Raw genomic sequence first — 13,637 nt, forward strand, 5'->3', positions numbered from 1 at the left:
AAAAGTCTATTAGACTTATAGGAATTATTAACTTCGGCGCATTAAAATACAAAGTTGGTAACCAATATCAACATTAAATAAACTCATAATATGAAACACAATTTCGGTGCCGGCCCCGGCATACTACCACACGAAGTTTTAAAACAGGCTGCATCGGCAGTTATTGATTTTAACGGCACAGGTTTGTCATTGCTCGAGATCTCTCACCGATCGCCGGAATTCGAAGCGGTATTGGACGAAGCTGTAAAGCTGGTAAAAGAACTTTTCGAAGTTCCTGAAGGATATTCAGTATTGTTTTTACAGGGCGGAGCCAGCACACAATTTGCATTAGCACCCTACAATTTAATGCCGGAAGGTGGTAAGGCTGCTTATGTAGAGACCGGTGTTTGGGCAAACAAGGCTCTAAAAGAAGCTAAGTTTTTTGGTGACGTGCAAGTTTTAGCTTCTTCAAAAGAAAGCAATTTTACCTACATCCCTAAAGATTACGATATACCTGCTGATGCAGCTTATCTACACTTAACATCGAACAACACAATTTACGGTACACAGTTGCAGGAATTCCCTGCTTCGCCGATACCTATTGTTTGCGATATGTCGTCTGACATCTTTAGCCGCAAGATTAATGTTGCTGATTTTGGCGTAATATACGCGGGCGCACAGAAAAATATGGGGCCTGCTGGTGTAACGCTTGTAATTGTTAAGGATGATCTGCTAGGCAAAACAGGTCGGAAGATACCAGCAATGTTCAATTACCAGGTACAAATAGAAGGTGGATCGATGTACAATACCCCTCCATGTTTTGCCATTTACGTGTCAATGCTTACCTTAAACTGGCTGAAAAGCAAAGGTGGAGTGTCTGCAATAGAAAAAGAAAACACAGCAAAAGCAGCCGTATTGTACCAAGAAATAGAACGCAACCCATTATTTAAAGGTGTGGCTGCTATAGAAGACCGCTCGAAAATGAACGTTTGTTTTGTTGCCGAAAATCCTGAGCACGAAAAACCCTTCCTTAAACTGTGTGATGAAAAAGGCATAGTCGGCTTAAAGGGTCATCGTAGCGTTGGCGGTTTCCGCGCATCTATTTACAACGCATTGCCAATTACCAGCGTGTACGTGCTGATAGAAGCTATGCAGGAATTTGCTGAAAAGAATTAGCCCCCTGGGCCCCCTAAAGGGGCATTCATATTTAGCTCCCCCTTCAGTGGGCGGGGGGCTACACTTAAATGCAACATAAAATGATTAAAATATTGGCCAATGACGGCATCGACCCGATAGGCAAAAAAATGTTAGAGGATGCTGGATTTTTTGTTGAAACCAACAATATCCCGCAAGAAGAATTACCGATACGTTTACAGGAATTTGATGCGATAACTGTTCGCAGTGCTACTAAAGTCCGCAAAGCGTTAATAGACTCATGTCCTGGTCTTAAACTGATTGGCCGCGGTGGGGTAGGTGTAGACAATATAGATGTTGACTACGCTAAAGAAAAAGGCATTGGTGTGTATAACACGCCGGCTTCTTCGTCGTTATCTGTTGCCGAGCTGGTTTTTGCCCAACTTTTCACAGGCGTTCGTTTTCTGCATGATAGCAATCGTAAAATGCCGGTTGAGGGCGCCACAAAATTTAATGATCTGAAGAAAGCCTATGCGAAAGGTGTTGAGTTGCGAGGTAAAACGCTAGGTATTGTTGGCTTTGGGCGAATAGGCCGCGAGGTAGCGAAAATTGCTATTGGCGTTGGCATGGATGTAGTTGCTTACGATCTTTTTCCATTCAATCCCGAGGTTGAAATTGTTTTAGGCACAGGCGGCACTAAAATTAACGTAACTGTAAAAACTGCCACGCTGGAGGAGATCATCAAAACTGCAGACTTTATTACTTTACATACGCCATTTATTGATAAGGCCCTTATAGGTGCCGAAGAATTAGCGCAAATGAAAAAAGGCGTTAAATTAATCAATATTTCCCGTGGTGGTTTAATAAATGAGGCCGATTTGATAGCTGCTTTAAATAGCGGCCAGGTTTCATATGCCGCGCTGGACGTGTTCGATAATGAGCCAACACCAAGTGCAGATATATTGTCTCACCCAAAAATTTCTTTAACTCCACACATTGGAGCTGCCACTAACGAAGCGCAGGAACGAATTGGTGTGGAACTGGCAAGTTTGATAATACAACATTTCAATAAATAGTTTCATTCAAATATTATAACGCGGCTGCCCTTAAAAAGGGTAGCCGTTATTATTTAGTTTAAAATTAGAATAACTAAAAAACAATCTACTTAACATAATGTTAATTATCGGAATTAACAAATAACCTTATTTTAAATATGCTTTCAGTGTTTAAAGTTGCAATTGAAGTACGCGAAAAGATAAACGTAAGTCATAAACAAAATCTTTAAAGGTTGGCAGCAGACTTTTCCAAAGTTACAACAACTCACTTAAGCACTGAATCGCCTGAAGTTGATATTCCTGTAATAATGCAGGTATTTTTGAACTGAAACAATATAATTCTATTTCTGATAAAGATTAGTTTAAATTTTTTGAAGTAAAATCTGATGAATGGCGTGCAACTATCTTGGGCCTGTTTTGACAAATGACGATCGGCACAAATGTTGCTGTTAGTGCCATTTTACCTCGCCCTACAGCTTCTAAAGGCGTTAGTAAGTTCATAAGATTAGTTGCCGATCAAAAAAGGCCTAGGAGACGTGAAATGGAGAAAGAATTTTTTAGGAATATGCGCGGAACGTCTGGTTGAAACGCTATATCGAAACTAATGAGATAACTGATATGGCAACTTAAATCGCAAGTCAGCTATGATCAGCTACCAATTACGCAACTTTAAGGGTCAGTGGCGGTGTAATTAAAACTGCTTTTTAAATAGAAATATCGTAAAAATAAAACGGCCAGCATTTTTTGCCGGCCGCTTTGATTAAGCTCAAGATCAGATTATTGAGGAACCTTCTTTGAAGTGTCTCTTGTTGTAGTATCTGCCTTGCTGGTGTCTTGCATAGCAGAACTGTCAGGTTTTGCCATCATAGATGATGAATCAGTTGATGTACTGTCTGTACCACTACCTGCTTTTTTTTCGGAACTGCAACCCGCTGCAATCGATCCGATCATTGTCGCGACTAACGCGAAACTTAACATTTGCTTTTTCATAATAGATATAAGTTTGAGTTGATGAACTATTCGTTTCAATTCCTTGTAGAACCCCTAATCAGCAAAGTTGTTTTAATAAAATTTTTTTATCTGATGCAATTCCTAAACGCATTCATAACATTCTTGCGACCGAAAGCCATTATAACCGATAATTTCCTGATATTTATCGGTAATGGTTGTATCAAAAAACATGCTAAAATGGCTGATGCGCTTCTACCCTCCCCTGTTGCTTCAACGTATATGGGTTATTGGTTTTGATGATGGCTTCAATGGAGTGAAAGTAAAGATCAGCAAAAGCTGGCTTAACAGAAATTACAATGGCTCTATTTTCGGAGGTACAATTTTTGCAGCTGCAGATCCGTTTTACCCTATACTTTTTCACCAAATAATTAACAACGATGGCAAACGGAAATTAAAAATCTGGTCAAAATCTTCCAAAATAGACTTTGTAAAGCCAGCGGTCAGTGATCTTTTCTTCGAAATAAAATTAACGGCTGCCGATATTTTAATTGCTCACGAAACGTTAATTGTAACTGGGAAATACCAGGCCATATTTCCGGTTTATATATATAATAAGGCTGGAGAGCTTTGCGCCTCCCTGCTGAATGAAGTTTACATCCGTGATCTGGACATTTCTAAAACCCTGATATAGCGTTATGCGTGTTTTTATGAATGATGAGGCTTTTCTAAAAAAAGGATTTGAAATATCGACTGAATTTAAAAAGCTGGACTTTAACATCATATTTAATTACCTTGATAAGGAATCGTACTGGGCTAAAGGCATACCGGTAGACAAATTAAAAATTGCATTAGAACACTCCATGTGCTTTGGGGTTTACAAGGATGGCGCACAAGTAGGATTAGCTAGAGTAATTACAGATAAGGCCACTTTTGCATATTTGTGCGATGTATTTATTTTAGACAAATACCGTGGCATCGGTTTATCTAAATGGTTGATGCAAACTATAATGGAGTATCCGGAGCTGCGAGGTTTAAGGCGATGGTCTTTAGCCACCGCTGATGCACAAGGACTTTACAAACAATTCGGCTTTGGGCCGATTAAAAATCCTGAAAATTGGATGCAGATCCATACGCCTTATAAAACGGACTAAAAACACCGTCTATGAATTTAAAACGACAGATTTTTGAGGGGGAAGGCGTATCGCTCGATTTTAAGAAAACGATTACCAGCTGCGAAAAGATAGCCAAGACCATGGTGTCTTTTGCTAATAACGTAGGTGGCCGCCTCCTGATCGGTGTATTGGACGATGGCACTATAAAGGGGGTAAAAGCCGAAGATGAAGAGCGGTATATGATCACAAAGGCTGCTCATTTTTACTCCCGCCCTGCCCTGGAGCCAGTGTTTGAAGAAGTTTATTGGGATGCTAAGCTGGTATTGGTGGTTGATATCCCCGAAAGTACTGACAAGCCCCACTATGCGCTTGCTGAGGATGGTAAATGGTGGGCCTATATCCGTGTAAAAGATAAAAGTGTGTTGGCCAGCAAGATCGTATTGGAAGTGTTGAAGCAATCAAGCAATAATGAGGGTGTCTTGATTGAATATACATCCAAAGAAAAAGCTTTATTGGAACATCTGGACAAATCAGAACGTATCAACATAAAACAGTTTTGCGAATTGCTCAACATCGGACGCCGCCGGGCACAGCGCATTTTGGTTAACCTCGTTTTGACCGGAGTTATTCGCGTGCATACTACCGAAAAAGAGGAATATTATACAGCAAGCTAATTGCGTTTACTTATCCTATGCAAACTTAACTTAAGCATGGTAGGTACAATGTTTTAAACTCACTACTTTTGCCTGCCTTAAGTAATGAGAAGCATTTTATACAAATATAAACCCTATTATAAGGATAGCCTTAAGCTGGCCATTCCTATTGTGCTTTCGCAGCTAGGCCACACCCTCGTTCATTTTTCCGACACGATCATCATCGGTCATTTTGCCGGAACGACCGCATTGGCGGCCGTAGCACTTTCTATAAGTCTGTTTATCGTACCGTTTGTGATGGCCTTGGGAATCAGCTATGGCATTACCCCGCTTATCGCTCAGCATAACGGGCGCAAAAATTTTGCAGAATGCGGACGGTTGCTTAGCAATAGTTTATTTCTCAATGTGATATCCGGCGTAATTCTTTTTGTGTTGTTTTACTTTGGCATTATCTTTTTCATAGATAAACTTCATCAATCGCCCGAAGTAGTGCTACAGGCCAAGCCTTTCCTTATTCTATTGATTACATCGCTAATACCCTTAATGGTATTTAATACATTTAAACAGTTTGCTGAGGGCCTCGGGCTAACCCGACAAGCTATGTATATCACCATAATAGGTAATGTGCTGAATATATTGGTGGGAATAATATTGGTTAAAGGGCTTTTAGGAATCAGCCCTATGGGCATAAAAGGTGTTGGCTACAGTACGCTGATAGATCGCTGCCTCATGGCAATCGCCATGAGTGTTTATGTTTTCCGTTCGCCGCATTTTAAAACATACCTTTCGGATTTTGCTTTTAAGAATATTGATAAACATAGGATTTCGCAATTGTTAAAAATCGGTATGCCCGTTGCGATGCAGTCTACTTTTGAAGTAAGCGCCTTTGGTGGTGCTTCCATTATAATTGGTACTATCGGAGCGATTCCGCAGGCCGCACACCAGATTGCTCTGAACCTCGCCAGTATGACGTACATGATGGCTGCAGGAATCTCATCAGCGGCAGCTATCCGGTCAGGAAACTACTATGGTGCTAATGATCATAAAAATTTGCGTTTCTCTGCCATTTCTAATTACCATATCGTGATAATATTTATGTGCTTTACAGCTCTGCTGTTTACGATATTCAATCAATGGCTCCCGTATATTTATACTTCTGACAAACAAGTAATTCCTATTGCCGCTCAATTACTTATAGTGGCTGCATTATTCCAATTATTTGACGGCACGCAGGTAGTGGGCTTAGGGGTGCTCCGTGGTATGGGCGATGTAAAAATTCCGACCATCATTACTTTTATATCTTACTGGATCATCGGCCTGCCTATCGGTTATTTGCTAGGCGTAAGTTTTGATTTTGGAGTTACCGGGGTATGGTTCGGCCTGGTTGCCGGCCTGGCATCTGCTTCTATAATGTTATTTCTACGTTTTCAGATCATTAGCAAAAACAACAATAAAAGAGTGGTTTTAGCGGTCGAAGAGAGTTTGCTTAAATTTTAAATAGTAGCCCATAATAACTGACAACGTCAATAATTTGGTTGATAAATCCTAAACTCATACATTCGGAAAAACACAAAAAGCCATGTCACCCGGAATATTGCTCACATTTATAATAGGTTACTTTTTGGTATTGCTGGTTATCTCCTACCTCACCTCCAAAAATTCAGCTAATAACGATACCTTTTTTGTGGCCAACCGCAACTCAAAATGGTATTTGGTAGCCTTCGGGATGATCGGTACTGCGTTGAGCGGGGTAACATTCATCTCTGTGCCCGGGAAAGTTGGTGCACCCAGTGGCGATCAGTTTGCTTACTTCCAGTTTGTGTTGGGTAATGCGGTGGGTTTTATCATTATCGCTACGTTGTTGTTGCCACTTTATTACCGCTTAAAGCTTACTTCTATTTACAGTTATATAGAACACGCGCTGGGTACCTGGAGTTACAAAACTGCAGCCGGTATCTTTTTAATCAGCCGTACTATTGGCTCTTCCTTCCGGCTGTATCTGGTTGTAATAGTGTTACAGAAGTTCATTTTCGATGCCTACGGTGTTCCTTTTGCTGTTACGGTGCTTATCTGCCTTATCCTCATTTGGAGCTACACTTTTAAAGGCGGGTTAAAAACCATCATCATTACCGACAGTTTACAAACCTTTTTCCTTGTAACTTCGGTATTCCTATCCATCTATTTTATTTGCAAAAGCCTGGACTATAACATCATTCAGGCGGCCGATGCGATTAAAAACAGTGGCTATTCCAAAATCTTCTTCTTTGATAATTTCATGAGCAGTAAGCTCCATTTAAGCAAGCAATTTCTGGGTGGTGTATTTATTACTATCGGTATGACCGGACTCGACCAGGATCTGATGCAGAAAAATCTCAGCCTGAAAAACATTAAAGAAGCACAGAAGAATATGTTCAGTTTCGTGGCGGTGTTTGTGGTGATCAACATCTTTTTCCTGAGTGTTGGTGCGCTGCTTTATATCTACGCCAACAAATATGGCATCAGCGTAGAAAAAACCGATTACCTATACCCTACCATCGCCCTAAAATACCTCGGGGTTGTGCCGGCCATGGTATTTATGCTCGGCTTGACCGCTGCGACCTTCGCTACTACCGATTCGGCGTTAACGGCATTGACGACCTCCTTTTGCGTAGATTTCCTGGGCTTCAATAAGAAAAACGATGTTAACAGCAAGAAAAATGTAAACACCAGGCATCTGGTGCACGTTGGATTATCGGGACTGATGTTTTTAACAATCATCGTGTTTAATGCCATCAATAACGATGCGGTGGTAGGCGCTATATTTAAGGTTGCATCTTACACTTACGGGCCGCTGCTTGGGTTATATGCCTTTGGTTTATTTGTAAGCGGCAGACAGGTCAATGATAAACTTGTGCCCTTTATTTGCCTTGTATCCCCTGCCATCTGCTTCTTTTTAAGCACCGAATCAAAAACGCTGTTAGGTGGTTACGTGTTTGATAACGAGCTAATCATCGTTAACGGATTGATTACGTTTGCCGGGTTATGGCTGTCATCCAGCAGAAAAACAAAGGTGGTTGTATTGTAGTTATATCAGAATAGTATATTATATGACAAGTGAAGATAAGATAAGACAAGCGTTTGAAAATAAGAACTGGCAGGAAATAAAGGTTACCGATTCCTGGCAGATTTTTAAGATTATGGCCGAGTTTGTAGACGGCTTTGAGAAACTGGCTAAAATTGGCCCATGCGTATCCATATTTGGGTCGGCACGTACCAAGCACGAAAATAAATTTTACAGCCTGGCAGAAAACTGCGCGCGCTTGTTAACCGAGCGCGGCTACGGTGTCATTTCAGGCGGTGGCCCGGGTATTATGGAAGCAGCCAATAAAGGTGCTTACGAGGCCGGTGGTAAATCGGTAGGGTTAAACATCGAGCTGCCCTTTGAGCAGTTTCATAACAAATATATCGACCGGGATAAGATCCTTGAGTTTGACTACTTTTTCATCCGGAAGGTAATGTTCATGAAGTACTCACAGGGTTTCATTATTCTGCCCGGCGGTTTCGGAACGATGGATGAATCTTTCGAGGCGATCACGCTGATACAAACCGGAAAGATTGCCCGTTTCCCCATCGTATTTGTTGGCAAGGATTATTGGGGCGGCCTCTTCAAATGGGTGGAAGAACGCATGCTGGACGAAGAGCACAATATCAGCCCGGATGATCTGAATCTTTACCGCCTGGTGGATACTGCCGAAGAAGCTACGGAGCACATCTTCCGTTTCTACGATAAGTATGTTTTGAAACCCAATTTTTAAGATTTGCGGCCAGGTGTTCCACATTGCGAATGTGGAACACCAATAATGTGTAAGTATCTTATTATCAATTTATTGCAGACTTTTAGTGGAACAGATTGGAACATCCCTGTTATTTAAGTAAATTATGCAATCAATTGATAATTAGTAAATTATATTATTTTATAGAATTCCTTTTTCAAATAGTGGAACAGTTTTTTGAAACACTTTGGAACAAACATTTCCAACGTTTTGCTTTGCGCGAACGCTTTAATCATTCGCGACATGGTTGCCCATAATAGCGGCGTTTAATTTAATGGCGTCCTCCTTCTCCTTAATATTTAGGGTTTTCGTTCAGCAATTTTTGGGATGTAGATTTAAAGTCGTTTATTTACGTCATGGACTCCACAGCCCAAACCAAAAAACCGGCAGCCTTAGGCTTTATCTTCGTTACCCTTTTAATTGATATCACCGGCTTTGGTATCATCATCCCTGTATTTCCGGATCTGATCAAGAACCTTATCCACGGCGACCTTAGTCAGGCAGCGCAGTGGGGTGGCTGGTTGCTCCTCGCCTATTCGGTTATGCAATTCTTGTTCTCTCCGGTATTAGGTAACCTGAGCGACCGCTACGGCCGCCGGCCGGTATTGCTCGCATCTTTGTTTGGCTTCGCGGTTGATTATACTTTTCTGGCGTTTGCACCAACCATTTGGTGGCTGTTCTTAGGCCGTATCATTGCCGGTATTACCGGTGCAAGTTTCACCACGGCATCTGCCTATATCGCCGATGTGAGTCCGCCCGAAAAGCGGGCACAAAACTTCGGGATCATCGGCGCAGCCTTTGGTATGGGTTTTATCATCGGGCCTGTTTTGGGCGGTGTGCTGGGCGATATCAATATCAAATTACCATTTCTGGCAGCTGCGGGGCTGGCTTTTATCAATATGCTGTACGGTTATTTCGTACTGCCCGAGTCGCTGGATAAATCCCTGCGCCGCCCGTTTGAATGGCGAAGGGCCAACCCCATCGGCTCACTCAAGCAACTTAAAAAATACCCGTCGGTAAGCGGACTCATCATCTCGCTTATCCTGATCTACCTGGCAGCCCACGCTGTACAAAGCACCTGGACCTTCTTTACCATGCTCCGTTTCGACTGGACCAAGAAAGTGGTGGGGCTTTCACTTGGCCTGGTGGGTGTACTTTCGGGCCTGGTACAGGGTCTGCTCATCAGGGTAACCATCCCCAAACTGGGGCAAAAGAAAAGTATCATTTACGGCCTGTTGCTATATACGGCAGGCTTGTTCCTGTTTGCCTTTGCTGATAAAAGCTGGATGATGTTTGCCATACTGGTTGTTTACTGCCTGGGCGGCATCGCCGGGCCTGCACTTCAGGGCCTCATCAGCGGGCAGATCCCGCCAAATGAACAGGGCGAACTACAGGGCGGGCTCACCAGTTTAATGAGTGTAACCTCTATAGTGGGCCCTGCTTTAATGGCTAATTTATTTGCCTGGTTTACGGGCAAAAGTGCTCCTATTCATTTCCCGGGTGCCGCATTTTTTGCGGGCGCCCTACTCATGCTTTTAAGTACCATCCTGGCAATTTTAAGCTTTAAACGTGCACGCGAAACTAAAAACACACAACCAACAGATGTTGCAGCTCACTAATTATTCAATGCCGGTGAAACTTTCTGCATTTTATCTGTTTAAGTAAAAAGATGGCAGATACGAATGAAAAGCCTAATAAAGGGCGGGGTGCATTAGGGTTTATTTTCGTTACGGTATTGATAGATACGATGGGGTTGGGCATCATTATCCCTATCCTCCCTACACTTTTAGAGCAACTGGGCCACGTTGGCGTAAGTATGGCCAGCCAGTACAGCGGCTACCTTACCTTCACCTACGCTACGATGCAGTTTGTGTGCGCGCCTATCCTGGGTAACCTCAGCGACCGCTATGGCCGCCGTCCGGTACTTTTGATCTCACTCCTCGGCTTCGGTATCGATTACCTTTTTATGGGCTTTGCACCAAGTATATTCTGGTTGTTTATCGGCCGGTTCATAGCAGGGATTGCCGGCGCCAGTACAACCACCGCCACTGCATACATCTCAGATGTAAGCACAGGCGACAAGCGCGCGGCCAATTTTGGGCTGATCGGCGCAGCCACCGGCCTTGGCTTTATATTGGGCATAGGTTTGGGTGGCTTTTTAGGCGGCGTATTTATCAGGCTACCTTTCTTTGTTGCCGCGGGACTGGCATTTATCAATGCCATTTACGGGTTTTTTGTATTGCCGGAGTCGCTGGATCTGAAGAACCGGCGCAGGTTCCAGTTCAAACGAGCCAACCCGATAGGGTCGCTGCTGCGTTTAAGGCATTATTCCACGGCCGTGAGCACACTTATTACAGCTTATACCATCGTTTATATCGGTCAGCGGGCGGTGGAGAACGTGCTGCCGTTTTATGTGGTAGAGAAGTTTAAATGGACCGAAACCAGCATCGGCGCTTTGGGCATCTTCCTGGGTTTGCTGATTGTTGGCGTGCAGGGGGGACTGGTACGGTGGACCATCCCCAAATTCGGATTAAGAAAAAACATCATGGCCGGTATTGCTTTTTACGGTATCGGGCTCATATTGATATCACTCAATAACACCCCCTGGTTAATGTATGTGGTCATGATCCCCTATTGCATGGGTGGCATTGGCGGCACGGCCATGCAGGGCTTTATTTCCGAGCACGTTTCAGCCAATGAACAAGGTGAGCTGCAGGGCGCTTTAACCAGCCTGGTGAGTTTAACCACTATTATTGGCCCCTTGATGATGGCCTCTATATTTCATCATTTCACTTCGCAGGAAAGTAAAGTGTATTTCCCGGGCGCGCCATTTATGTTTGGTGCCATATTGATGGGGATCGCTGTGATCCTGACGATCCGGAGCTTCAAGAAAAAAGAACCGAAATTGCTAAACAGCGATACCACTATTCCAAGCCACTAACACCGCCACTGATCACAAACTTCATGATCTGGGCCGCACTTTTGTCGATAGGTTTTACTTTATCTGCCGATACGATCACCACCTGCCCCGCAAACGAGTAGGAATATGGAAAGTAAACCGCTACCTCGCCGGGCAAGCCGATAGTGCTCATGTCTTTCTGTACCATGAAGCCTATTTTCTTCAGTCCGAATTCATTTACTTCTACCAGTACCGGCTCGTTAAATTTCTTCTCCTCTCCCACAAAAGCTTCCGTAAGGTCTTTAATAGAGGAATACAAAAACTTAAAAATAGGCAGGCGGTTAAGCCAGCGGTTAAACCAGCCTTTAATCGGGTCGGTAATTACATTGGTGACCAAAATTCCCGCTATGAAAATGATTACGATGACATTCAGGATGCCCAAGCCGGGGATGTAAAGTGGTTTGCCGGTTTTGCTGTCATACCATAGGTCGCTGATGTTTAGCGCATTATCGATAGTTGCAACCGCCCAAAAGATCAGAAAAAACGCTGCACCAAGCGGCACAACAATTAACAGTCCTTTAACAAAGTAATTAAGCAGCGCACGGAATAATCGTTTCATGAGGCGTAGATTAAGTCGGCAAAAATACGGGTTTTGGAGGAGATAAGGACTTAAAACATTTACTATGATCTGCGGAGAGGGGGGGATTCGGTTTTGAGCATTATATATGGTGAGTAAGCTTAAATCATCCTTTATTTTTGCCATTTTTGGCAGACTTCGGAAGACTTATTTGCCGCACAGGTATTATATAACCCGCCCAATTGCGTCAGTCCTGCCAATTTAAGTATTAAGGTTGGCACTAATTTCTATCTAGCCCGTCCATGTATCCCAATTCTTTCAAACGGGATTTCAATTGTGAATCAACTTTGTTTTTTGCGGTGTAGAACGCCAAAATTTTCAATTTTGATGGTAGTGGTTGTTTAATAAACTTTTCAAAGTCTATATCTGTCTTATAGACTCTAAGTTGATTAAGTTGTGGAAGTTTTTCGAGACCAGTTAGAGATGCAAGTGTTTTACAGTTAAGAACCTTAATGTCGGTCAGATTAGCAAGCCCATCGTCAAAATTGATTTTCGGCAAGCGGATTTGGTCTTGAACTAATAGAGTTTTTAACTTATGGAAGCTGTTTATGTTTTGTAAATTATTTAAACCTCGTATCCAAGTTAGATTTAAATTTTCAATGTTATTACCGCCTATCTCATTGATATTATCTCTTCCTCCAAGGATGATGTTCAGAGTTTTCAGAAGTGGCAATTCATTTACAAATGATAAATGGACTTTTGATATACCATTTAAGTTAAGATGTTCTAATCTTTTTAAAGCGCCTATCGCTTGTATGTTCTTGGTATGACCTGCTAAAATCAAATAATCCAAATTTTTATAGCTGGATAAATACTCTAAATTTAACGCCTTCGTTTTGGTGTCAAAAACATATAACCTATTTAAATTTTGGAAGTTCTTAGCACTTAGTATATCGGTCTCTTTAAGCTCAAATACGCCTATTCCCAATTTCTTCAGATTTCTTAAATGAGTTATGCTTTCCATATTATGAACTTGCCGCAAACAGTCAACACTTAACGATTTTACCTCTGGTATTTGGTTAACAATGCTACAATCAAATATGCTGCTGTGATGTCCATAAAACCGTATCGTCAAATTTTCATCATGTTTTCCTGCCAGTTCATTAAGTTTAGATAACATATGACGGTCATAAACTTCGGATGAGAATTGTATTATTACTTCATTATCTTCCTCCAGTAAACTGGCAATAGCGTTTTCATCAATTACATTAGGGTCTTGAATTCTGTGCTGCTTTCTCATTTAAAAATTGTGTTGTATTAGGTTTGGCTTTGTTTACTAAAACAATATTCTTTTGAGGAATTTTTTTCTTCCCATTATATTATTGTTCTTTAATGAGGTTTATATATATCAAGCTAGCTATATATTTTACTATCTATTAATCATCAAACTGATAGAATGCCCTTG

Annotated in this window: 13 protein-coding genes; 10 read left to right on the forward strand and 3 right to left on the reverse strand. The window is 42.0% G+C overall.

The window, feature by feature from the left end; genetic code table 11:
* The first annotated feature begins 90 nt into the window (after nt 1-90).
* Both A0256_17195 and A0256_17200 read left to right on the forward strand, forming a co-directional pair.
* Nucleotides 91-1,155, forward strand: a complete 1,065-nt coding sequence (locus A0256_17195) for a 3-phosphoserine/phosphohydroxythreonine aminotransferase (GenBank protein ID AMR33031.1) — start codon at nt 91-93, stop codon at nt 1,153-1,155.
* Between the two features lie 83 nt (nt 1,156-1,238).
* Nucleotides 1,239-2,189, forward strand: a complete 951-nt coding sequence (locus A0256_17200; protein ID AMR34599.1) for a 3-phosphoglycerate dehydrogenase — start codon at nt 1,239-1,241, stop codon at nt 2,187-2,189.
* A 756-nt stretch (nt 2,190-2,945) separates the two neighbouring features.
* Here A0256_17200 and A0256_17205 read toward each other — a convergent pair.
* A complete protein-coding gene (locus A0256_17205) occupies nt 2,946-3,197 on the reverse strand; it encodes a hypothetical protein (protein AMR33032.1) in 252 nt (83 codons plus the stop codon).
* A 133-nt stretch (nt 3,198-3,330) separates the two neighbouring features.
* Between A0256_17205 and A0256_17210 the strand changes: the two genes are divergently transcribed.
* From A0256_17210 to A0256_17245, 8 genes are all read left to right on the forward strand, one after another.
* Complete coding sequence (locus tag A0256_17210) at nt 3,331-3,810, forward strand: DUF4442 domain-containing protein (protein AMR33033.1); 480 nt, start codon at nt 3,331-3,333, stop codon at nt 3,808-3,810.
* A gap of 16 nt (nt 3,811-3,826) precedes the next feature.
* Nucleotides 3,827-4,270 (forward strand): GNAT family acetyltransferase, encoded by a 444-nt coding sequence (locus A0256_17215; GenBank protein ID AMR33034.1) that lies wholly within the window; start codon nt 3,827-3,829, stop codon nt 4,268-4,270.
* A gap of 11 nt (nt 4,271-4,281) precedes the next feature.
* Nucleotides 4,282-4,905: an AAA family ATPase gene (locus A0256_17220; GenBank protein AMR33035.1), complete on the forward strand. Its 624-nt coding sequence runs from the start codon at nt 4,282-4,284 to the stop codon at nt 4,903-4,905.
* Between the two features lie 84 nt (nt 4,906-4,989).
* Nucleotides 4,990-6,381 (forward strand): MATE family efflux transporter, encoded by a 1,392-nt coding sequence (locus A0256_17225; protein AMR33036.1) that lies wholly within the window; start codon nt 4,990-4,992, stop codon nt 6,379-6,381.
* 82 nt (nt 6,382-6,463) lie between these two features.
* Nucleotides 6,464-7,948 (forward strand): sodium:solute symporter, encoded by a 1,485-nt coding sequence (locus A0256_17230; protein AMR33037.1) that lies wholly within the window; start codon nt 6,464-6,466, stop codon nt 7,946-7,948.
* 22 nt (nt 7,949-7,970) lie between these two features.
* Nucleotides 7,971-8,678, forward strand: a complete 708-nt coding sequence (locus tag A0256_17235; GenBank protein ID AMR33038.1) for a TIGR00730 family Rossman fold protein — start codon at nt 7,971-7,973, stop codon at nt 8,676-8,678.
* Nucleotides 8,679-9,052: 374 nt separating this feature from the next.
* Nucleotides 9,053-10,315, forward strand: coding sequence for a tetracycline resistance MFS efflux pump (locus A0256_17240; protein AMR33039.1), 1,263 nt, complete (start codon nt 9,053-9,055; stop codon nt 10,313-10,315).
* 50 nt (nt 10,316-10,365) lie between these two features.
* Nucleotides 10,366-11,637, forward strand: a complete 1,272-nt coding sequence (locus A0256_17245) for a tetracycline resistance MFS efflux pump (GenBank protein ID AMR33040.1) — start codon at nt 10,366-10,368, stop codon at nt 11,635-11,637.
* Here A0256_17245 and A0256_17250 read toward each other — a convergent pair.
* Together A0256_17250 and A0256_17255 are read right to left on the reverse strand one after the other, a co-directional pair.
* Nucleotides 11,621-12,214, reverse strand: a complete 594-nt coding sequence (locus A0256_17250) for a hypothetical protein (GenBank protein ID AMR33041.1) — start codon at nt 12,212-12,214, stop codon at nt 11,621-11,623. The two genes, A0256_17245 and A0256_17250, sit on opposite strands and share 17 nt — an antisense overlap.
* A 238-nt stretch (nt 12,215-12,452) precedes the next feature.
* Nucleotides 12,453-13,472, reverse strand: coding sequence for a hypothetical protein (locus A0256_17255; protein AMR33042.1), 1,020 nt, complete (start codon nt 13,470-13,472; stop codon nt 12,453-12,455).
* Nucleotides 13,473-13,637 lie beyond the last annotated feature (165 nt).

The sequence above is a fragment of the Mucilaginibacter sp. PAMC 26640 genome (genome assembly GCA_001596135.1).
In the GTDB taxonomy this organism is placed as follows: domain Bacteria; phylum Bacteroidota; class Bacteroidia; order Sphingobacteriales; family Sphingobacteriaceae; genus Mucilaginibacter.